This window comes from Streptomyces sp. NPDC127119 (genome assembly GCF_042677425.1).
Taxonomy (GTDB): domain Bacteria; phylum Actinomycetota; class Actinomycetes; order Streptomycetales; family Streptomycetaceae; genus Streptomyces.
Genome location: NZ_JBHXTO010000029.1, coordinates 1 through 19,505 on the forward strand (window position 1 = coordinate 1; position 19,505 = coordinate 19,505).

Sequence of the window (19,505 nt, forward strand, 5' to 3'; positions counted from 1 at the left end):
CCCCTGATGGGGGCGCGGGGAACTGCGCAATCTTTTCGCTTTGAGCGGCACGGGGCAGCGGCGACCGGCCCGGTCTCTCAGGGGCGCGGGGAACTGCGCAATCTTTTAGGGGCGCGGGGAACGGCGCGGGCAACCCCCACGGCCCGCAGCCGAAGCGATCACGTGGACCCGTCCGGAGAAACGGGTCCGGAAACTCACCCGTGCTGCCCCGCCGTGTAATGCCCCGGCACAAGACGGCAACTCACCCCGAACCGATTCCACGCGTTGATCACCGTGATCGACGCAAGCAGCTGGGACAGCTCCGTCTCGTCGAAGTACCGCGCGGCCGTCTCGAACACCTCGTCCGGGACGAACCCGTCCGTCAGAACCGTCACCGCCTCGGTCAGCGCGAGCGCCGCAAGCTCCTTCTCCGTGTAGAAGTGCCGGGACTCCTCCCACGCGCTGAGCTGGACGATCCGCTCCACACTCTCGCCCGCCGCGAACGCGTCCTTCGTGTGCATGTCGAGGCAGAACGCGCAGTGGTTGAGCTGCGAGGTGCGGATCTTCACCAGTTCCAGCAGCACGGGGTCGACGCCCCGCCGGGCCGCCGCGTCCAGCTTGACCATGGCCTTGTAGACCTCGGGGGCGAACTTGGCCCACTGGAGCCGGGGGCTCTCCTCAGGGGCGGTGGTGCTCTGTGTCGTCGTCGTCATGTTCTCGACCCTACGAGCGAACCAGCCCAGGAGTATGGTCCATTTCCATGGCTGGATCTTGGGCCACTTTCGGAGTGGATCTGCATGTGGACGTGGCGCGTACCGGCTCCGGCCTGCGCAGAGGCCTCACGGACGCGCTGCGGGAGGCGGTACGGGGCGGACGGCTCGCACCGGGCATCCGGCTGCCGTCCTCACGCTCCCTCGCCGCCGACCTCGGCATCGCCCGCAACACGGTCGCCGACGCCTACGCCGACCTCGTCGCCGAGGGCTGGCTCACCGCACGCCAGGGCTCGGGCACACGCGTGGCGCAGCGGAACGTGCCGGTCCCGGCCTCTCCCGCGCGCAGGCCCCGTTCACTCCGGGGACCCGCGTACGACCTGGTCCCCGGCACCCCGGACCTCGCCTCCTTCCCGCGCGCCGAATGGCTCAGGGCCTACCGCCGGGCCCTCACCGCGGCACCGAACGACGCCCTCGGTTACGGGGATCCGCGCGGCCGGGTCGAACTGCGCACCGCCCTCGCCGGCTACCTCGCCCGCGCCCGTGGCGTACGCGCCGACCCCGACCACATCCTCGTCTGCTCGGGCTTCGTGCACGGGCTGATGCTGCTCGGGGAGGTGCTGCGGCGCCGGGGCGCACGGACGCTCGCGGTGGAGTCGTACGGCCTCGACGTGCACTGGGACCTGATCGAACGGGCGGGCCTGGAGTCGAGGCCGCTGCCGTTCGACGAACTGGGCACGCGGACCGACGACTTGGGTGAGCCCGGTGACGGCGCCCTGGGCGGGGTGCTGCTCACGCCCGCCCACCAGTTCCCCATGGGTGTGCCGCTGCGCCCCGACCGCCGTGCCGCCGCCGTCGACTGGGCGCGGCGCACGCGCGGGCTGATCCTGGAGGACGACTACGACGGCGAGTTCCGCTACGACCGCCAGCCCGTGGGCGCGCTCCAGGGCCTCGACCCGGACCGCGTGGTGTACTTCGGCACCGCCAGCAAGGCGCTCGCGCCCGGCCTGCGCCTCGGCTGGCTGGTCCTGCCGCCGGACGTGGCGCCCGAGGTCATGGCGGCGAAGGGCGGCGCGGACTGGTCGTGCGGGGTCCTGGACCAGCTGACCCTGGCGGAGTTCATCACCTCGGGCGCGTACGACCGTCATGTACGTGCCTCCCGCCTCCGTTACCGCCGCCGCCGCGACCAGCTCGTCGCGGCCCTGGCGGCCCGCGCCCCTTCGGTCACCGCCACCGGTATCGCGGCCGGTTTCCACGCCGTGCTGCGGCTCCCGCCCGGCACCGAGCAGTCGGTGGTCCGCGCGGCGGCCTGGCACGGCCTGGCCGTCCACGGCCTGACCCGCTACCGCCACCCGGCCGCCACGCACCCTCCGGCGGACGCCCTGGTCGTCGGCTACGGAACCCCGTCGGACAGCGGCTGGCCGGGAGCCCTGGACACACTGTGCGCGGCGCTGCCCTAACCCCGCCGGGGCGGCGAGCGGCGGACGGCGAATGGCGATAGGCGATGGGCGATGGGCGGGAGGCGAGCGGCGGGGGTCGGCCCAGGCCCGGACCCAGGCCCAGACCCAAGCTCAGGCTCAGGCCCAAGCTCTAGGGCGTGCCCGGTTCCGCCTTCGCCCCGTCGTCCGCCGGCGCCTCCCCGAAGCGCGCCAGCGCCAGCCCGCCCGCCACCGCCACCGCGAAACCGAGGACGGCCAGCCACTCCAGACCCTCGCGGGTACGGTCGCCCAGCCAGACCACGCCCACCACGGCCGGCCCGATGGTCTCGCCGACGACCAGCCCCGCCGTGGCCGTCGTCACCGATCCGCGCTGGAGCGCCGAGGTGAGCAGCAGGAACGCGGCGCCCCCGCCCAGCAGCAGCGCGTACGTCGCCGGATTGGTGACGAGTGTCGAGGGCGCGAGGCTCTCGATGAGCCGGACCGACACCTCGACCACCCCGAACCCGAACCCGGCGCCCAGGCCGAGCGCGAGCGCCCGCGCCCGTCCGGGCAGCCGCCCGGCGAGCGCCCCGACGAGCAGTACGGCGAAGGCGGTGGCCGGCATCGCGTACTTGAGCGCCGTCGAACCGGCCCTGTCCCCCTCCTCGCCGGACGCCAGCCCGAGCATCGCGAGCCCCGCGCACACCACGGCGACCGCACCCCACTCGATCCCGCTCAGCCGCACCCCGAGGAGCCAGGCCGCCACCACCGCCGTCACCGCGAGACTCGCGGCGAGCGCCGCCCCCACCGCGTAGATCGGCAGCGACCGCAGAGCCGCGATCTGCAGCACGAACCCGACCCCGTCGAGCGCGAGCCCGGCGAGATACCGCCACTCACGCACGGCCCGCAGGAACAGGGCGGCATCCACCCCGGAAGCCGCGTCACCGGAAGCCGCGCCACCGGAAGCCGGGGCAGAGGACTCCGTGCCCGGCCCGGCCGCCCGCGCGGCGATCGCCTGCAACACGGTCGCCGTCCCGAAGCACACCGACGCGCCAAGGGCACACAGCATTCCAAAGAGCACAAAGTGACTTTAGAGGAGGGAGAGTTGGGGTAGCCGCTTGTACAACCGGGGCGCGTGATCTTTACGCTGTCGGACTGACGAGCCCGGACGACGGGCCTGACGGGGGAGAGACATGGCGGAGCAGCGCAGAAGACTACGGTCCAGCACGGTCGTACTCGGAGGCATGGGCATCCTCGCGACAGCCCTCACCTCGTGCGGGTCCGATCCCGACCGCCGCTGTGTGGACCGCGACAGCTACGACTACGCGGGCGGCTACAAGGTCGTCGTCGACAAGAACTGCGCGTCCGGCTCCGGCTCCACGTCGGCGGGCAGAAAGCGCGGGACCAGCGGGAACGGCACGGTCGACGCCGCCTGGTACTACGACGCCGACGTCGCCGGAGGCCGCGCCGAGGACGGCACCTTCAGCCGCAGCGAGGCAGTCGACCGGGACGGCTTCGGCTGCTCGGACTCGGGCAGCGGCGGCGGCTGACCGGGACACGGAACGCGCTGACGGATCTCCGGACAACTGACGGACCTACGGACACCGACTGTGGAACGCCGAACCATGGAACCCCGCCCCGACTGGCAGCGAACGGTCGAGGACCAGGGCCTCATCTACCCCCTCACCCGCTACCCGGACGACTCCCTGCGCCCCTACTGGGACGAGTCCGCCCACTACGTCTTCTCCCTGCCCGAGGTCGAGGCACTGGAGCAGGTCGTCGAGGAACTCCACACGATGTGCCTGGCCGCGGCCGAGTACATCGTCACCGGGAACCGCCTCGCCGACCTCGGGATCACCGACCCGCGCGTGGCGGAGCCGGTCGCCGAGGCCTGGCGCCGCCGCGCCGAACTCCCCTCCCTGTACGGCCGTTTCGACCTCCGCTACGACGGCACGGGCCCGGCGAAGCTCCTGGAGTACAACGCCGACACCCCGACCTCGCTCGTCGAGGCCGCGAGCCCCCAGTGGTTCTGGATGGAGGAACGCTTCCCCGGCGCCGACCAGTGGAACTCCCTCCACGAACGGCTCGTCGAAGCCTGGCGGAAGCAGGCCTCCCTCCTCCCGCCGGGCAGCCCCCTCTACTTCGCGCACTCCGCCGCCGACGAACTCGGCGAGGACCTCATGACGGTCGGCTATCTGAAGGAGACCGCGGAACAGGCCGGCCTCGACACCGCCTGGATCGCGATGGAGGAGATCGGCTGGGACCGCCTCTCCGGACGCTTCGTCGACAAGCAGCTCCGCTTCATCCGCAGCTGCTTCAAGCTCTATCCCTGGGAATGGCTCACCACCGACCGCTTCGCCCCGCACGTCCTCGCCACCCTCGACAACGGCGGCGGCACCGGCACGACGATGTGGATCGAACCCGCCTGGAAGATGCTGCTCAGCAACAAAGCCCTCCTCGCGATCCTCTGGGAGCTGTACCCCGACCACCCCAACCTCCTCCCCGCCTACCTCGACGGCCCCCGCGAACTCGCCACCACCAGCGGATACGTGGCCAAGCCCCTCCTCGGCCGCGAGGGCGCAGGCGTCACCATCCACGAACCGGGCCCCGGCCCCGTCGCCGTCCGCGAGGAGGCCTGCTGCTACCAGGAGCTGGCGCCCCTGCCGTCCTTCGACGGCAACCGGGTCGTCCTCGGCGCCTGGGTCGTCGGACACGAATCGGCCGGCCTCGGCATCCGCGAATCGTCCGGCCTGGTGACGGACGAATACGCACGCTTCCTGCCGCACGTGATCTTGTGACCCACGGCAGGGACCGGCCTCGGCCGGACCCTGCCGTCGCTCGCATGGTGGACGGCGGAACCTCTCCCGCGGGCCCTCCCGGTACGCTGATCCACGGGCCGTGACTGGCGCGCTGGGATGGGATCGACCATCGGGGAGCGGCCCGGGAAGTGTGTGCCGTGCGCCTGGGCCGAACCGTGAACGCCGAACGCCACGTCCGGAGGCCGTCATGCCAGAGCCCCTTTCCACCGAATCCACCGCCTTCCGCAGTGCCCTCGAAGTGATCCGTGCCGTCGAACCCCGGATCGCCGACGCCATCGGGCAGGAGGTCGCCGACCAGCGCGAGATGCTCAAGCTGATCGCCTCCGAGAACTACGCCTCCCCGGCCACCCTCCTCGCGATGGGCAACTGGTTCAGCGACAAGTACGCGGAAGGCACCGTCGGCCGCCGCTTCTACGCCGGCTGTCGCAACGTGGACACCGTCGAGGCCCTCGCAGCCGAGCACGCCCGCGAGCTCTTCGGCGCCGAGCACGCCTACGCCCAGCCGCACTCCGGCATCGACGCCAACCTCGTCGCCTTCTGGGCCGTCCTCGCCCAGCGCGTCGAGGCCCCCGCCCTGGAGAAGGCCGGCGTCCGCAACGTCAACGACCTCTCCGAGGCCGACTGGGCCGAGCTGCGCCAGGCCTTCGGCAACCAGCGCATGCTCGGCATGTCCCTGGACGCCGGCGGCCACCTCACCCACGGCTTCCGCCCGAACATCTCCGGCAAGATGTTCGACCAGCGCTCCTACGGCACCGACCCCACCACCGGCCTCATCGACTACGAGGCCCTGCGCGCCACGGCCCGCGAGTTCAAGCCGATGATCATCGTCGCCGGCTATTCCGCCTACCCCCGTCTCGTGAACTTCCGGATCATGCGCGAGATCGCCGACGAGGTCGGTGCCACGCTCATGGTCGACATGGCCCACTTCGCCGGTCTCGTCGCCGGCAAGGTCCTCACCGGGGACTTCGACCCGGTACCGCACGCCCAGATCGTCACCACGACCACCCACAAGTCGCTGCGCGGCCCGCGCGGCGGCATGGTCCTGTGCGACTCCTCGCTCGCCGACCAGGTCGACCGCGGCTGCCCGATGGTCCTCGGCGGCCCCCTCCCGCACGTCATGGCCGCCAAGGCCGTCGCCCTCGCCGAGGCCCGCCGCCCCGAGTTCCGCGACTACGCCCAGGCCGTCGTCGACAACGCCCGCGCCCTCGCCGAGGGCCTGATGCGGCGCGGTGCCACGCTGGTCACCGGCGGCACGGACAATCACCTCAACCTCATCGATGTCGCCTCCTCCTACGGCCTCACCGGCCGCCAGGCCGAGTCGGCCCTGCTCGACTCGGGCATCGTCACCAACCGCAACGCGATCCCCGCCGACCCGAACGGCGCCTGGTACACCTCGGGCATTCGGATCGGCACGCCCGCGCTGACCACCCGGGGCCTCGGGGCCACCGAGATGGACGAGATCGCGGGCCTCATCGACCGCGTCCTCACCACCACGGAACCGGGCACCACCAAGAAGGGCGCCCCCTCCAAGGCCCAGCACATCCTCGACCCGAAGATCGCGGACGAGATCTCCCACCGCGCGACCGACCTCCTCACCGGCTTCCCGCTGTACCCGGAGATCGACCTCGGCTGAGTCCCCGGCCACCGGGGCCCACCCGGCCCCGGCCGGTCGACTCACAAGTCGATCAGTTCCTGTCGTGACTCCCGCGGCGGCCCCGGCTCACGCCCGGCCGCCGCGCGGCGTATCAGCAGAGTGCCGCCGGAGCCGAGGACGATTCCCGCCGCCAGGCCCGTCGTGACCCCCGGCGCCGCCCACCACGCATGGTCCCCGGAACGGGACCCTCCACCCACGACGGGTCCGGAACCGAACAACTCCCTTTGCCGCAAGTGGTCATAGACCGACCGGGGCGCCCGGTGCCAGCGGATGTCGTCGTCGTTCACATCGAGTGCCGGGTCGGACCGGATCCAGGGCGTGCCGTCCTTCGCCAGGAACACCTGGTCCTGTCGGCCCATGAAGATGTCGCCCCCGGGAGCACTGTCCGTCTCCGGCCAGCCGCCCACTCCGGTCGTCCCCCAGACGACCGTGGCCCGCACGGCGGGGAAACGCCCTTCGAGCCACTCCTGCGGGACCTTCTCCGTGCCGGTGGCCGTCGGCCCCGTCAACTGCCAGAGCCGGGCGAAGTCCGGCTCCCCGGACCGCACGCTCGTGGTCCGCCCCGTACCGTCGCCCGCCACGACGACCGCGAGATTCGGCGAGCCGCCTTCCGCGCCCGGGACCGCCGCATGAGCCCGAGCCGCGCCGAACCCGACGACCATGGCGAGCGCGGCGCCGACGACGACAGTGGCGACCGAGGCGAACGCGCCGACAGCGGTGACCGCCGCGACCACTCTGAACGCGGCGACGGCAGCCATCCCCGTCCCCGGCCGAACCGCCCCCTCAACCATCGGCCAGCCTCAGCCCCGGCCCCGGCCCCAAGCCCAGTCCCAGCTCCAGCCCAGGCCACCCTGTGCCCACTCCTCCTCGCATCCCCACCCCTCCTCGCATCCCTGCCCCTCCCCGGCTCCTCAGCTCCCCGGCGCCCGAGCCCGCCTGCGCCGCACCCCACGGCACGGGGCGGTCCGTCCGCGACCGTCTGTCACTTCTGGTACACCGCCCGACCCGCCGGGGTTCCCACTCCGCGTCCACCAAAAATCCGACCCGGCAGACCCTTACTCCCGCTCCAGATCCCGTTCCCGTTCCCGTTCCCGTTCCCGTTCCAACGACCGTGCGATCTCCACCGCCCGTGTCTTCGACGCCACGCCCTCCAGCCGGAGCGTCGTGTCACCCCGGTGCGTCCACAGCAGCGTGGGCCCGGCGGTCCGGACGGAGCGGGTGAAGTCGCCGTCCGAGTCCACCAGCCAGAGCCGCAGCAGATGCGGCTCGGAGAACCACAGCGCCCGGCCGCCGGCGAATTCCGCGTCCTCGTCCAGCGGGACGTACTCCGGCGGCTTCGGCACGACCTTCGCGAAGCCGGGGCTCAGCGACGCCGCGTACTCGTCGAGCCGGATCGTGTGCCCCCGCTCGCGCCAGCACAGGCTCATCAGGAACCGCTCCTTCGGCTCCCGGGCCACCGTCACCGCGTCCGGAGGCCCGAGGGCGGGCGGCGTGCGGGGTGCGAACCCGGCCCGCCGTCCGGCCTCGGCGAGTGTGAGCGACGGGCCTGTGCAGCCCGGGACCTCCGCGCCGGGCGACGGCTTCACCGAAGGGTCGTGCCGCACCTCGACCCCGGCGAAGTCGAACCAGTCGACGACCGCGGCGCGCACCGGAGGCGTGAGCACGAGGACCGTCAGCAGACCGCACAGACCCGCGCTCAGCACGCGCCCGCGCGACCGCACCCAGCGGCGCATCACCCGCAGCCGCTCGGCCGGGGTCGTCGGCTCGGCCACCGGGGGCGGCACCCGCTCGGCGAGTATCTGCTCCAGCACCCGCTCGACCATCGACTCGCCGCCCGGGTCCCCGGGCCGGTCCATCGACCGCCCGAGCGCCCGCAACTCCTCCGTCAACCGCGAGACACGCTCGCGCTCAATCCCGGGCCCACTCCCACTTCCACTCCCGAACCCGTCGCGCTGCTCCTGCCCCTGCCCCTGCCCCTGCCGCCCCCCGTCACCGGAGGCCGCGCCGCCCCCGTCCTCGTACCGCTCACTCATGCTCATCACCTCCTCTCCGTGCCCCCTGATCCTGCGGCGCCCGCTGCTTTCCCAGCCCCCGCCGCTTCCCCAGACGCTCCCGCCTCTCCTCGTCCTCGGGGTGCTCGGGCCGTTCCCGGGGTGGTTCGAAGTCCGGGAGGAGTCTGCTCAGCTTTCGCAGGGCGCGGTTGAGCCGGGATTTCACCGTCCCGCGCGGCCAGCCCAGGGCCTGGGCCGTCTCCGACTCGTCCATCTCCAGCAGATAGCGGTAGGTGACGACCAGGCGGTGCTCCTCGCCGAGGCTCTCCAGGGCGGTCAGCAGCGCCGTCCTGCGCTCGGTCTCCAGCGCCGCGGTCGCCGGGTCCGCCGATTCCGGTATCAGCGGCTCCGCCTCCACCAGCGCGGCCTCGCGGCCGGCCAGGGACCGCTGGCGGACCGCCGTCCGCACTGTGTTCCTCGTCTCATTGGCGACGATCGAGAGCAGCCACGGCCTGAACGCCGCGCCGTCCCGAAAACGCCCCAACGAGCAGTAGGCCTTGAAGAAGGCCTGCTGCACCACGTCCTCCGCGTCCGCCCCCGCACCCAGCGCCGCGGCGGCCCTGAGCGCGAGGCCCGTATGGGCACGGACCAGCTGCGCGTACGCCTCCGGCTCTCCGGCGCGCACCCGTGCGATGACCGCGTCCTCATCGACGATGCGGCCCCCCTCCCGCGCCCCCACGCTCGTCCTCACACTCTTGTTACACCGCCGGAGACAGATCTGTTCCCACCTGTTTCCGACCAGTTCCGGAGTGGGCCCCGACACCTGAGAGAATGGTGAGCATGGCTTCTGACCGCCCGCCCGTCTCCCACCCCCGCCCTCAAACGGGGCGCTCCGCGCCGCAGCCTGATTTGCGTGTGCTTTCCGGAATCCAGCCCACCGCAGGCTCGTTCCACCTCGGCAACTACCTCGGCGCCGTCCGCCAGTGGGTGGCCCTGCAGGAGTCCCACGACGCCTTCTACATGGTCGTGGACCTGCATGCGATCACCCTCCCGCAGGACCCCGCGGACCTGCGCGCGAACACCCGGCTCGCCGCCGCCCAGCTGCTGGCCGCCGGGCTCGACCCCGAGCGCTGCACACTCTTCGTCCAGAGCCATGTGCCCGAGCACGCCCAGCTCGCGTGGATCATGAACTGCCTCACCGGCTTCGGCGAGGCCGCCCGCATGACCCAGTTCAAGGACAAGTCCGCCAAGCAGGGCGCCGACCGCGCCTCCGTCGGCCTCTTCACGTACCCGATCCTGCAGGTCGCGGACATCCTGCTGTACCAGGCCAACGAGGTCCCCGTGGGCGAGGACCAGCGCCAGCACATCGAGCTGACGCGTGACCTCGCCGAGCGGTTCAACAGCCGCCTGGGGGAGACGTTCACGGTTCCGAAGCCGTACATCCTCAAGGAGACGGCGAAGATCTTCGATCTTCAGGACCCGTCGATCAAGATGAGCAAGTCGGCGTCGACGCCGAAGGGCCTCATCAACCTCCTCGACGAACCGAAGGCCACCGCGAAGAAGGTCAAGAGCGCGGTCACCGACACGGACACGGTGATCAGGTTCGACCCCGTGGAGAAGCCGGGCGTCAGCAATCTGCTGAGCATCTACTCCACCCTCACCGGCACCGGTATCGCGGAACTGGAGCAGAAGTACGTCGGCAAGGGCTACGGTGCGCTGAAGACGGACCTGGCGGAGGTCATGGTCGACTTCGTGACGCCCTTCCGGGAGCGCACCCAGCAGTACCTGGACGACCCGGAGACGCTCGACTCGATCCTGGCCAAGGGAGCTGAGAAGGCTCGCGCGGTCGCGGCGGAGACGCTGTCCCAGGCGTACGACAAGGTGGGTTTCCTCCCCGCCAAGCACTGATCGCCGGGACGAGACCAGGACAACACCGGCACGACATCCGGAACGGGCCCGCACCGCCGTACAGTCGATAGCCGAACCGGCGGCAGACCTCGCCCGACCGGAACGCCGACACGGTGGAAAAGAACACCGGCACAACGACAGGAGACGACGTGGGGACCGTAACGATCGGTGTGTCGATCGCGGTCCCGGAGCCACACGGCAGCCTGCTCCAGGAGCGGCGCGCGGGCTTCGGCGACCCCGCGGCTTCCGGCATTCCCACCCACGTCACGCTGCTGCCGCCGACCGAGGTCGAACAGTCGGCGCTGCCCGCGATCGAGACGCATCTCGTGGAGGTCGCGGCGGCCGGCCGGCCCTTCTCGATGCGGCTGAACGGCACGGGAACGTTCCGTCCGCTGTCCCCGGTCGTGTTCGTGCAGGTGGTCGAGGGTGCCGAGGCCTGCACCTGGCTGCAGAAGCAGGTCAGGGACGCCTCCGGGCCCGTGGCGCGCGAGCTGCAGTTCCCGTACCACCCCCATGTGACGGTGGCGCACGGCATCGACGACGAGGCGATGGACCGGGCCTTCGAGGAACTGGCGGAGTACGAGGCGCACTGGCCGTGCACCGGCTTCGCGCTCTACGAGCAGGGGCCCGACGGCGTGTGGCGCAGGCTGCGCGACTACGTCTTCGGAGGCGCGGTCGTACCGCCGCAGGCGACCCACGTGGAACGGGGCCCGCTTCCGGCGTGCTGACGGGGCGCTCGGGGGCGGGGGCCTGAGGTCCGGTTCTCGTCTGCGGGTCCGTCGTGGCTTGTCGCGCAGTTCCCCGCGCCCCTGGAGGGGCGCCCCCGCAGGGGCCCGTTCGCTACAGCGGCAGGCGGCGGAAAACCCCGCGCGGGATGTGCCGCAGTGCCGACATGACCACCCGGAGCGCCCCCGGCACCCACACCGTTTCGGAGCGGCGGCGCAGGCCCGTCTCGATGGCCGTGGCGACCGCCTCGGGGGTTGTCGCGAGGGGAGCCTCCTCCAGGCCCTCCGTCATCCTGGAACGGACGAAGCCGGGCCGTACGACCATCACGTGGACGCCCGTGCCGTACAGCGCGTCGCCCAGGCCCTGGGTGAACGCGTCGAGGCCCGCCTTGCTGGAGCCGTAGATGAAGTTGGCGCGGCGGGCCCGCTCGCCCGCCACCGAGGAGAGCACCACCAGGGAGCCGTGGCCCTGCGTCTGGAGCGCCCGCGCGCACACCAGGCCCGACGACACGGCGCCCGTGTAGTTGGTCTGGGCGACCCGGACCGCGGCGCCGGGCTCGTTCTCGTCGTGCGACTGGTCGCCCAGGACGCCGAACGCGAGCAGGACCATGTCGATGTCGCCCTCGGCGAACACCTTGCCGAGGGCCGCCTCGTGGGCGTCCGGGTCGAGCGCGTCGAAGTCGACGGTACGGACGTCCGCGCCGAGTTCCCGCAGCCCCGAGGCGGCCGATTCCAGGCCGGGGGAGGGGCGGCCGGCGAGCCACACCGTGCGGGTGCGGCGGGTGATCAGCCGCCGTGCGGTGGCGAGCCCGATCTCGGACGTGCCGCCGAGGACGAGCAGGGACTGGGGGATGCCGAAGGCGTCCTTCATGGGACCGAACTCCTATGGGAAGAGGGCCGACAGGGCAGGTGGCCGGCGTCAGAGTCCGAGGCGCCGGGACAGGTCGGAGGTGAAGACGGACCGCGGGTCCAGCTCCTCGCGCAGCGCCCGGAACTCGCCGAGCCGCGGATACATCGCCGTGAGCAGTTCGGGCCGCAGCCGGGAGTCCTTGGCGAGGTAGACCCGCCCGTCGGCCGCGGCGACCTCCGCGTCCAGCTCGTCGAGGAAGCCGCCGAGCCCCGGCAGGTTCGCGGGGATGTCGAGGGCGAGGGTCCAGCCGGGCATCGGGAAGGACAGCCAGCCCGGGTCGCCCTCGCCGAACCGCTTCAGGACGGCGAGGAAGGACGGGCAGCGGCGCTGCGAGATGCGCTGCACGATCCGGCGCAGAGTCTCCTCCTGCCCGTAGCCGACGGCGAACTGGTACTGCACGAAACCGCCGCGTCCGTAGACGCGGTTCCAGTGCGGCACGCCGTCGAGCGGATGGAAGAACGTGGACATCCGCTGGAGTTCGCCCACCCGCGCGCGGGGCGCCTTGCGGTACCAGAGCTCGTTGAAGAGGCCCACCGTCGTGCGGCCGAGCAGGCCCTCGGGGACGAAGGAGGGCGCGGCGGGCAGACGCCCCGGACGGAACTCCAACGGGGCTCTACGCGCGCGCGTGCGGCCGTCCAGCGCCTCCAGGGGGGCATGATCGCCCCGGGTCAGCACCGAGCGGCCCATGGACGCGCCCCGGGCCAGCAGGTCGATCCAGGCGACCGAGTAGCGGTAGCGGTGGTCGGTGGCCGTGAGGCGGGCCATCAAGTCGTCCAGGTCCGTGGCGCGTTCCGTGTCGACGGACATCAACGACGTCTCGACGGGCTGCAGCCGGACGGTGGCCGTCAGGATGACGCCGGTCAGGCCCATCCCGCCCGCCGTGGCGTCGAACAGGGGTGTTCCCCGGTCCACCATGCGGATCTGCCCGTCGGCCGTCAGCAGTTCGAAGGACAGGACGTGACGGGCGAACGAGCCGGACACATGGTGGTTCTTGCCGTGGATGTCCGCGCCGATCGCCCCGCCGACCGTCACATAGCGGGTCCCGGGCGTCACCGGCACGAACCAGCCCAGCGGCAGCAGTACTTCCATGAGGCGGTGCAGGGAGACACCGGCGCCGCACAGCACGGTCCCGCCGTCCACGTCGACCGCGTGGACGCTGTCGAGCCCCGTCATGTCGAACACGGCCCCGCCCGCGTTCTGCGCCGCGTCCCCGTACGCCCGTCCGAGGCCCCGGGCGATGCCTCCCCGGGCCCCGCAGTCACGGACGGCCGCCACCGCCTCCTCGTACGAACGGGGGCGCACCAGGCGGGCTGCGGTGGGAGCGGTGCGGCCCCACCCCGTGACGGAAACCGTGTCGGTAGGCATGCCAGTGACCGTATCGAGCGGAAGTTGCCTTTAGTTACCTAACATCCCACTACATCCCTTTCCTCCCCGAAATGGGTGATTAATGGGATGTCGCTCAATATTGCCGGAGCTGCGGCGCCGTCGACGTGAACAGTGAGTCCCCATGGACCACCACGACGAGCGCCCTGACCTGGACCACCGGATCCTCACGGCCCTCCACGCACGCGGCACGGGACCCGGAGTCGCCGCCGCCGCGCGGACCCTGTCCCTGGTAGGCGAGCACGGCGCGCTGTGGCTCGCGGCGGGCCTCGCGGGAGCCGCCGCCGACCGGGAGCGGCGCGGCGCCTGGCTGCGCGGCACGGCCCTGACCGCGGGCGCGCACCTCGCCAGCATGGGTGTGAAACGGCTCGTACGCCGTCCGCGTCCCGGCCATGTCGAGCCGCTGGTCCGCACCGCGGGCCGGCACTCCTTCCCCAGCTCGCACGCCACGTCCGCGGTGGCCGCCGCCGTGGCCTTCGGCGCGCTCGGCGCGCGCGTGGTGCCCGCGCTGGCCGCCGCGATGTGTGTGTCGCGGGTGGTCGTCGGCGTCCACTACCCCTCGGACGTCGCCGCGGGCGCCGCCCTCGGCGCGGTGACGGCCCGGCTGGGCGCCCGCTGGATGACAGGAGGCCGTGACCATGGCTGAGACGGTCCTTCTGGGGAGTGCGAAGAGTCCGGGGAGCCCGGAGACCGCGGAGGGGACACGGGGGAAGCGGCCCGCCCCGCCGAAAAGTGGCCTCCTGAAGGGGGTCATCAGGACCGCCCGTCCGAAACAGTGGGTCAAGAACGTCCTCGTCGTCGCCGCCCCGGCCGCCGCCGGCGAACTCTTCTCACGGCACGCCCTCATCCAGGTCGCTCTGGTCTTCGTGCTGTTCACGGCCTGCGCGGCGAGTGTCTACCTCGTCAACGACGCACGTGACGCCGACGCCGACCGCGCCCACCCGGTCAAGCGCCACCGGCCGGTCGCCGCGGGCGTGGTGCCCGTCCCGGTCGCCTACTCCGTAGGGATCGTTCTCGCCGTCGTCGCCCCGACCGTGGCCGCCTTCGTGTGCTCGCCGCTCACCTCGGCGCTGCTCACCGCCTACCTGGGGATGCAGTTCGCGTACTGCATCAGCCTCAAGCACGTCCTGGTCGTCGATCTCGCCGTGGTGACCACCGGGTTCCTGATGCGGGCCATGATCGGCGGGCTCGCGCTCGGTATCCCGCTGTCGCGCTGGTTCCTGATCACCACCGGCTTCGGCGCGCTGTTCATGGTGTCCGCCAAGCGCTACTCCGAAGCCGTCCAGATGGCCGGGAAGGCGGGCGCCACGCGCGCGCTGCTCACCGAGTACACCGTCGGCTACCTGCGCTTCGTCTGGCAGCTCGCCGCCTCCGTCGCCGTCCTCGGCTACTGCCTGTGGGCCCTGGAGGAGGGCGGCCTGCCGCACACCAGCGTGCTGCCCTGGCGGCAGCTGTCGATGGTCGCCTTCATCCTCGCCGTCCTGCGGTACGCGGTCTTCGCCGACCGGGGCACCGCGGGCGAACCCGAGGACGTGGTCCTGCGCGACCGCGCGCTCGCCCTCATCGGTGTGGCATGGCTCGCCATGTACGGCCTGGCGGTGGCCAACTGGTGACCCGGCCGCACCGCAGGGAACTGCTCGGCTTCGCCGCCGCGGGCCTCCTCGCGTACGCCGCCGACCTCGCCCTCTTCCTGTGGCTGCGCGGCCCGGCCGGGCTCGACCCGCTGACCGCCAAGGCCCTGTCGTTCGTGGCGGGCTGCTCGGTCGCGTACGCGGGCAACGCGCTGGGTACGTACCGGCACACGACCACGAGCCTGCTCCAGTACGGGATCTTCTTCGGAGTGAACATCGCGGGAGCCCTGGTACAGCTGCTGTGCATCCTCGTGAGCCACTACGGACTCGGGCTCACCTCCCCGCGCGCGGACACCGTGTCGGGCGCGGGAATCGGCATGGCGCTCGCCACGGTCCTGCGCTTTTGGGGTACGAGGACATTGGTTTTCCGAGGCGAGGGCAGAGTCGGATCATGGACTGGCTGAAAAAGCTCCCCGTCGTGGGCCCGTTGGTCGCACGACTGATGCTCACGCACGCCTGGCGCTCGTACGAACGGCTGGACCGGGTGAAGTGGACGCGGCTCGCCGCCGCGATGACCTTCATCAGCTTCATCGCGCTCTTCCCGCTGATCACCGTGGCCGCCGCGATCGCCGCCGCGACCCTCGACGAGAAGGGGGTGAAGACGCTTGAGGACAAGATCGCCGAGCAGATCCCCGGCATCGCCGAACAGCTCGACATCGGCGCCCTCGTCGACAACGCGGGCACCGTCGGACTCATCGCGGGCGCCCTGCTGCTGTTCACCGGCATCGGCTGGGTCGGCTCGATGCGCGAGTGCCTGCGCGCGGTCTGGGAGCTGCCGGACGAGGAGGAGAACCCGATCCTGCGCAAGCTCGTGGACGGCGGCGTACTCGTCGGCCTCGGCGGCGCCGCGCTCGTCACGATCGCCGCGTCCACCCTCGCGTCGACCGCCGTGGGCTGGACCACCCGGCAGCTCGGCATCGACGAGGGCGGCTGGGGCGGGGTGCTGCTGCGGGTGGCCGCGTTCGCCGTGGCCGTCCTCGCCGCCTTCCTGCTGCTCCTGTACGTCCTGACACTGCTCCCCGGCGTCCAGCCCGAGCGACGCCGCCTCGTCGTCGCCGCGCTGATCGGCGCAGCCGGGTTCGAGCTGCTGAAACTGCTGCTCAGCGGCTACATCCAGGGAGTCGCCGCGAAGAGCATGTACGGGGCGTTCGGAGTGCCCGTCGCGCTGCTGCTGTGGATCAACTTCACGTCCAAGCTGCTGCTCTTCTGCGCGTCCTGGACGGCGACGGAGCACAAGGAGACGGCGGAGCCGGCCGGGACGGACGACTCCGCGGACCTCAACGGCGGCGACGCATCAGCTCCGGCAGCGGCCAGCGGCGGTTGATCAGGAAGACACCGGCGGCGAGCAGGGCGAGGACGCCGCCGGTGATCGCCAGGGCGATACCGACACCGCCCGAACCGTCCGCCTTCGACGCGGCGGCCACCGTCTTCGACTTGCCCCCGCCGTCGCCCGAACCGCCCGCCTCGCCGGAGGCGTTCGCGCCCGGCTGCGCGCCCGTGTCCGCGCTCTTCGGCGGCACCAGCTCGCCCACCGGGGTGACCTTGCCCGAGGCCTTGAAGCCCCAGTCGAGGAGCTTGGCGGTCTCCTTGTAGACCTCGTCGTGCTCCTGCTTCTCCGGGTTCATGACCGTGACCAGCAGCACCCGGCCGTCGCGCTCGGCGACCCCGGTGAAGGTCGCGCCCGCGTTCGTGGTGTTGCCGTTCTTCACACCCGCAATGCCCTGGTAGGCGTCGAGGCCGTAGTCGCCGGTCAGCAGCCGGTTGGTGTTCTGGATCTCGAAGGACCCGCGGGTGGTCTTGCCCTTCTTGTTCTTCCTGGTCTCGCCGGGGAACTTCGCGCGGACCGTCGAGCAGTACTCCCGGAAGTCCTCGTTCTGCAGGCCGGAGCGGGCGAACAGGGTCAGGTCGTACGCCGACGACACCTGGCGCTTCTCGTCGTAGCCGTCCGGGCTGACCACGTTCGTGTCGAGCGCCTGGAGCTCCTCGGCGCGCGCGTTCATGTCCTCGACGGTCTGGTCGACGCCGCCGTTCATCGCGGACAGGACGTGCACGGCGTCGTTGCCGGAGCGAAGGAAGACACCGAGCCACAGATCGTGGACCGTGTACGTCTCGTCCTCCTTGACGCCCACCATGCTGGAGCCCGAGCCGATGCCCGCCAGGTCCGCCGGGACGACCTTGTGCTTCTGCTTCTTGGGGAACTTGGGCAGCACGGTGTCGGCGAACAGCATCTTCAGGGTGCTCGCCGGAGGCAGCCGCCAGTGCGCGTTGTGCGAGGCGAGGACATCGCCGGACTCGGCGTCCGCGACGATCCAGGAGCGGGCGCTCAGATCCTTCGGGAGGACCGGCGCTCCGGTGCCGAGGTTCGCCTGCGTCCCGGGCTGCGCGAGCAGGGCGCCGCCCACGGACGACATGTCCGCCGGTGGGGTGGCCGAGGGGCTGGCCGACGGGCTCGGCTTCGGCTTGTCCGCCGCGAAGGCGGCAGCGGCTGCCGCGGCGGGCGCGGTGGCGGTCGCCGTGAGCGCGAGCGAGAACGACAACAGGGTGGCGGAAGTGACCAGCAAGGAGGACTTGGCGGTCTTTTTCATGGCGGGCACGGTCGAGAACGTACAGGGCGCGGGGAGGGAAGTCGCAGGGGCCTCCTCGCCGGGGCCCTTTCCGCCAGGGGCTTTTCCGCCACCGTGCCGTGTGCCGTGGTCGGACCCACCCCGGGCGCCGGTTCCGTTCGAGGACGGCGATACTGAACCCATGAAGCTCAGCCGTCCCGTCTCCTGGTTCCTGCTCGCCTTCGGGGTGTGGAGCTGGGTCATTTGGGTCACTTTCATCAAAAATCTCTGGAAGGACGGCAGCGGGCTCGCCTTCGACGACGCGGGCGATCCGACCGGGTACTTCTGGGTGCACCTGACGCTCGCCGTTGTCTCCTTTGTCTTGGGGACGGTTGTCGGGGGCATCGGGTTGCGCGGTGTACGGGCCTTGCGCCACACGCCGTCGTCGTCAGGCACAACGTCGTAACGCATAACGTCATAACGTCATAACGGGAGAGTCGTCGCGTGGTCATCGTGTTCGTCGTGGTCGTGGTGCTGGCCCTGGCCGTGTTCGGGGGGCTGCACTGGTACCTGTGGCGCCGGCTGGTGCGTGACACGACGGCCCGGCCCGGGGTGTCCCGGCGGGTGGGCACGGTCGTGATCATCGGCGGGCCGCTGCTGATGTTCGCCGCGGTCACGTCCGAGCGGACGGGCGCGCCGTTCTGGCTGCAGCAGGTGCTGGCCTGGCCCGGCTTCCTGTGGATGGCGCTGTCGATCTACCTCCTGCTGGCCCTGCTGATCGGCGAGGCCGTACGGCCGCTGCTGCGGCGGGTCCTCGACCGGCGTACGGCGCCCGGGGCCGAGCCGGTGGCCGCGTCCGCGGTCGGGTCCGCGGTCGAACCGGCCGAGGTGCGCCAGGCCGCGCACGTCCCGGCGGGTGCGTCCGCGGCCGGGGAGGCGCCGGCCCGGGAGGCCGAGCGGCCCTCGGAGGCACCCACACCCGCGCCCGCGTCCGTCGGCCCCTCGCGACGGCTCCTCATCTCCCGGGTCGTGGGCGGGGCCGCGGCGGCCGCCGCCGTGGGCACCGTGGGGTACGGGACGTACGGCGTCCTGAACGGGCCCAAGGTCAAGCGGGTCACCGTGCCGCTGGCCAAGCTCCCGAGAGCCGCCCACGGGTACCGGATCGCCGTCGTCAGCGACATCCACCTCGGGCCCGTACTGGGGCGCGGCTTCGCCCAGAAGGTCGTCGACACGATCAACTCGACGCAGCCCGACCTGATCGCGGTCGTGGGCGACCTCGTCGACGGCAGTGTGAAGGACCTCGGGCCCGCCGCCGCGCCGCTCGCGCAACTGCGGGCACGGCACGGCTCGTTCTTCGTCACCGGGAACCACGAGTACTTCTCCGGCGCCGAGGAGTGGGTCGCGCGCGTACGCGAACTGGGGCTGAACCCGCTGGAGAACGCCCGCACCGAACTGGCCCACTTCGACCTCGCCGGCGTCAACGACATCGCCGGGGAGGACGAGGGCCAGGGGCCCGACTTCGCGAAGGCCCTCGGCGACCGGGACCGCGCCCGGGCGTGTGTCCTGCTCGCCCACCAGCCCGTACAGATCCATGACGCCGTGGACCACGGGGTGGACCTCCAGCTCTCCGGGCACACCCACGGCGGGCAGTTGTGGCCCGGCAACTTCATCGCGGACCTCGCCAATCCGACGCTCGCGGGTCTGGAGCGGTACGGGGACACGCAGTTGTACGTGTCGCGGGGCGCCGGTGCGTGGGGGCCGCCCACGCGGGTGGGGGCGCCGTCGGACATCACGGTCGTGGAGCTGGCCTCCAAGCAGGCCTGACGCGGGCCGT

20 protein-coding genes and 1 riboswitch are annotated in these 19,505 nt (G+C 71.8%); of the genes, 12 read left to right on the forward strand and 8 right to left on the reverse strand.

Features of this window, described 5'->3' with window-relative positions:
• Positions 1-194: 194 nt before the first annotated feature.
• Positions 195-692, reverse strand: coding sequence for a carboxymuconolactone decarboxylase family protein (locus tag ACFVH5_RS15705; RefSeq protein WP_384800332.1), 498 nt, complete (start codon positions 690-692; stop codon positions 195-197).
• A gap of 47 nt (positions 693-739) precedes the next feature.
• Here ACFVH5_RS15705 and ACFVH5_RS15710 point away from each other — a divergent pair, with 47 nt between their 5' ends.
• Entirely contained in the window at positions 740-2,149 is a 1,410-nt protein-coding gene (locus ACFVH5_RS15710; RefSeq protein WP_385834234.1) for a PLP-dependent aminotransferase family protein, read from the forward strand.
• 130 nt (positions 2,150-2,279) lie between these two features.
• Here the strand turns inward: ACFVH5_RS15710 and ACFVH5_RS15715 are convergent, their stop codons facing one another.
• Complete coding sequence (locus ACFVH5_RS15715; RefSeq protein ID WP_385834236.1) at positions 2,280-3,176, reverse strand: hypothetical protein; 897 nt, start codon at positions 3,174-3,176, stop codon at positions 2,280-2,282.
• A 124-nt stretch (positions 3,177-3,300) separates the two neighbouring features.
• Here ACFVH5_RS15715 and ACFVH5_RS15720 point away from each other — a divergent pair, with 124 nt between their 5' ends.
• From ACFVH5_RS15720 to ACFVH5_RS15730, 3 genes are all read left to right on the forward strand, one after another.
• Positions 3,301-3,657: a hypothetical protein gene (locus tag ACFVH5_RS15720; RefSeq protein ID WP_385834237.1), complete on the forward strand. Its 357-nt coding sequence runs from the start codon at positions 3,301-3,303 to the stop codon at positions 3,655-3,657.
• A gap of 60 nt (positions 3,658-3,717) precedes the next feature.
• A complete protein-coding gene (locus tag ACFVH5_RS15725) occupies positions 3,718-4,905 on the forward strand; it encodes a glutathionylspermidine synthase family protein (RefSeq protein WP_385834238.1) in 1,188 nt (395 codons plus the stop codon).
• A 90-nt stretch (positions 4,906-4,995) separates the two neighbouring features.
• Positions 4,996-5,082, forward strand: a riboswitch (ZMP/ZTP riboswitch).
• A 31-nt stretch (positions 5,083-5,113) separates the two neighbouring features.
• On the forward strand, positions 5,114-6,559 hold the full coding sequence (locus ACFVH5_RS15730; protein WP_384800316.1) for a glycine hydroxymethyltransferase: 1,446 nt from the start codon (positions 5,114-5,116) through the stop codon (positions 6,557-6,559).
• Between the two features lie 41 nt (positions 6,560-6,600).
• Here ACFVH5_RS15730 and ACFVH5_RS15735 read toward each other — a convergent pair whose 3' ends face one another.
• The 3 genes from ACFVH5_RS15735 to ACFVH5_RS15745 form a co-directional block, all read right to left on the reverse strand.
• Positions 6,601-7,338 carry a hypothetical protein gene (locus ACFVH5_RS15735; RefSeq protein ID WP_385834239.1) on the reverse strand — a complete coding sequence of 246 codons (738 nt, stop codon included), beginning with the start codon at positions 7,336-7,338 and terminating at the stop codon, positions 6,601-6,603.
• Between the two features lie 297 nt (positions 7,339-7,635).
• Entirely contained in the window at positions 7,636-8,613 is a 978-nt protein-coding gene (locus tag ACFVH5_RS15740) for a hypothetical protein (RefSeq protein ID WP_385834240.1), read from the reverse strand.
• Complete coding sequence (locus tag ACFVH5_RS15745) at positions 8,606-9,310, reverse strand: RNA polymerase sigma factor (protein WP_385834241.1); 705 nt, start codon at positions 9,308-9,310, stop codon at positions 8,606-8,608. Before ACFVH5_RS15745 ends, ACFVH5_RS15740 begins: the two co-directional genes overlap by 8 nt.
• Positions 9,311-9,486: 176 nt before the next feature.
• On the opposite strand from ACFVH5_RS15745, the gene trpS reads away from it, so the two are divergent.
• Both trpS and ACFVH5_RS15755 read left to right on the forward strand, forming a co-directional pair.
• On the forward strand, positions 9,487-10,479 hold the full coding sequence (gene trpS, locus ACFVH5_RS15750) for a tryptophan--tRNA ligase (protein ID WP_385834242.1): 993 nt from the start codon (positions 9,487-9,489) through the stop codon (positions 10,477-10,479).
• A gap of 149 nt (positions 10,480-10,628) precedes the next feature.
• Positions 10,629-11,207 (forward strand): 2'-5' RNA ligase family protein, encoded by a 579-nt coding sequence (locus ACFVH5_RS15755; RefSeq protein WP_384800304.1) that lies wholly within the window; start codon positions 10,629-10,631, stop codon positions 11,205-11,207.
• A gap of 112 nt (positions 11,208-11,319) precedes the next feature.
• Here ACFVH5_RS15755 and ACFVH5_RS15760 read toward each other — a convergent pair whose 3' ends face one another.
• Both ACFVH5_RS15760 and ACFVH5_RS15765 read right to left on the reverse strand, forming a co-directional pair.
• The gene (locus ACFVH5_RS15760) at positions 11,320-12,075 is read right to left on the reverse strand and encodes a decaprenylphospho-beta-D-erythro-pentofuranosid-2-ulose 2-reductase (RefSeq protein WP_385834244.1); all 756 of its coding nucleotides are present in this window, start codon (positions 12,073-12,075) and stop codon (positions 11,320-11,322) included.
• A 48-nt stretch (positions 12,076-12,123) separates the two neighbouring features.
• Complete coding sequence (locus ACFVH5_RS15765) at positions 12,124-13,479, reverse strand: FAD-binding protein (protein WP_385834245.1); 1,356 nt, start codon at positions 13,477-13,479, stop codon at positions 12,124-12,126.
• Between the two features lie 142 nt (positions 13,480-13,621).
• On the opposite strand from ACFVH5_RS15765, the gene ACFVH5_RS15770 reads away from it, so the two are divergent.
• From ACFVH5_RS15770 to ACFVH5_RS15785, 4 genes are read left to right on the forward strand one after another with little or no spacing between them, the layout of a single operon-like run.
• Positions 13,622-14,143 (forward strand): phosphatase PAP2 family protein, encoded by a 522-nt coding sequence (locus ACFVH5_RS15770; protein ID WP_384800290.1) that lies wholly within the window; start codon positions 13,622-13,624, stop codon positions 14,141-14,143.
• Complete coding sequence (locus tag ACFVH5_RS15775; RefSeq protein WP_385834246.1) at positions 14,136-15,110, forward strand: decaprenyl-phosphate phosphoribosyltransferase; 975 nt, start codon at positions 14,136-14,138, stop codon at positions 15,108-15,110. Before ACFVH5_RS15770 ends, ACFVH5_RS15775 begins: the two co-directional genes overlap by 8 nt.
• The gene (locus tag ACFVH5_RS15780) at positions 15,071-15,532 is read left to right on the forward strand and encodes a GtrA family protein (protein ID WP_385834247.1); all 462 of its coding nucleotides are present in this window, start codon (positions 15,071-15,073) and stop codon (positions 15,530-15,532) included. Before ACFVH5_RS15775 ends, ACFVH5_RS15780 begins: the two co-directional genes overlap by 40 nt.
• Positions 15,520-16,452 (forward strand): YihY/virulence factor BrkB family protein, encoded by a 933-nt coding sequence (locus ACFVH5_RS15785; protein ID WP_384800283.1) that lies wholly within the window; start codon positions 15,520-15,522, stop codon positions 16,450-16,452. Before ACFVH5_RS15780 ends, ACFVH5_RS15785 begins: the two co-directional genes overlap by 13 nt.
• Here ACFVH5_RS15785 and ACFVH5_RS15790 read toward each other — a convergent pair.
• Complete coding sequence (locus tag ACFVH5_RS15790) at positions 16,406-17,722, reverse strand: D-alanyl-D-alanine carboxypeptidase family protein (RefSeq protein WP_385834249.1); 1,317 nt, start codon at positions 17,720-17,722, stop codon at positions 16,406-16,408. The two genes, ACFVH5_RS15785 and ACFVH5_RS15790, sit on opposite strands and share 47 nt — an antisense overlap.
• 151 nt (positions 17,723-17,873) lie before the next feature.
• On the opposite strand from ACFVH5_RS15790, the gene ACFVH5_RS15795 reads away from it, so the two are divergent.
• Positions 17,874-18,137: an SCO4848 family membrane protein gene (locus ACFVH5_RS15795; RefSeq protein ID WP_385834250.1), complete on the forward strand. Its 264-nt coding sequence runs from the start codon at positions 17,874-17,876 to the stop codon at positions 18,135-18,137.
• 38 nt (positions 18,138-18,175) lie between these two features.
• The gene (locus ACFVH5_RS15800; RefSeq protein ID WP_385834251.1) at positions 18,176-19,495 is read left to right on the forward strand and encodes a metallophosphoesterase; all 1,320 of its coding nucleotides are present in this window, start codon (positions 18,176-18,178) and stop codon (positions 19,493-19,495) included.
• Positions 19,496-19,505: the final 10 nt, after the last annotated feature.

Coding starts and splice junctions, on each gene's coding strand:
- ACFVH5_RS15705 (WP_384800332.1), bottom strand. CDS start 692: ATGACGACGACGACACAGAGCACCACCGCCCCTGAGGAGAGCCCCCGG.
- ACFVH5_RS15710 (WP_385834234.1), top strand. CDS start 740: ATGGCTGGATCTTGGGCCACTTTCGGAGTGGATCTGCATGTGGACGTG.
- ACFVH5_RS15715 (WP_385834236.1), bottom strand. CDS start 3,176: ATGCTGTGTGCCCTTGGCGCGTCGGTGTGCTTCGGGACGGCGACCGTG.
- ACFVH5_RS15720 (WP_385834237.1), top strand. CDS start 3,301: ATGGCGGAGCAGCGCAGAAGACTACGGTCCAGCACGGTCGTACTCGGA.
- ACFVH5_RS15730 (WP_384800316.1), top strand. CDS start 5,114: ATGCCAGAGCCCCTTTCCACCGAATCCACCGCCTTCCGCAGTGCCCTC.
- ACFVH5_RS15735 (WP_385834239.1), bottom strand. CDS start 7,338: ATGGCTGCCGTCGCCGCGTTCAGAGTGGTCGCGGCGGTCACCGCTGTC.
- ACFVH5_RS15740 (WP_385834240.1), bottom strand. CDS start 8,613: ATGAGTGAGCGGTACGAGGACGGGGGCGGCGCGGCCTCCGGTGACGGG.
- ACFVH5_RS15760 (WP_385834244.1), bottom strand. CDS start 12,075: ATGAAGGACGCCTTCGGCATCCCCCAGTCCCTGCTCGTCCTCGGCGGC.
- ACFVH5_RS15765 (WP_385834245.1), bottom strand. CDS start 13,479: ATGCCTACCGACACGGTTTCCGTCACGGGGTGGGGCCGCACCGCTCCC.
- ACFVH5_RS15770 (WP_384800290.1), top strand. CDS start 13,622: ATGGACCACCACGACGAGCGCCCTGACCTGGACCACCGGATCCTCACG.
- ACFVH5_RS15775 (WP_385834246.1), top strand. CDS start 14,136: ATGGCTGAGACGGTCCTTCTGGGGAGTGCGAAGAGTCCGGGGAGCCCG.
- ACFVH5_RS15780 (WP_385834247.1), top strand. CDS start 15,071: ATGGCTCGCCATGTACGGCCTGGCGGTGGCCAACTGGTGACCCGGCCG.
- ACFVH5_RS15785 (WP_384800283.1), top strand. CDS start 15,520: ATGGACTGGCTGAAAAAGCTCCCCGTCGTGGGCCCGTTGGTCGCACGA.
- ACFVH5_RS15795 (WP_385834250.1), top strand. CDS start 17,874: ATGAAGCTCAGCCGTCCCGTCTCCTGGTTCCTGCTCGCCTTCGGGGTG.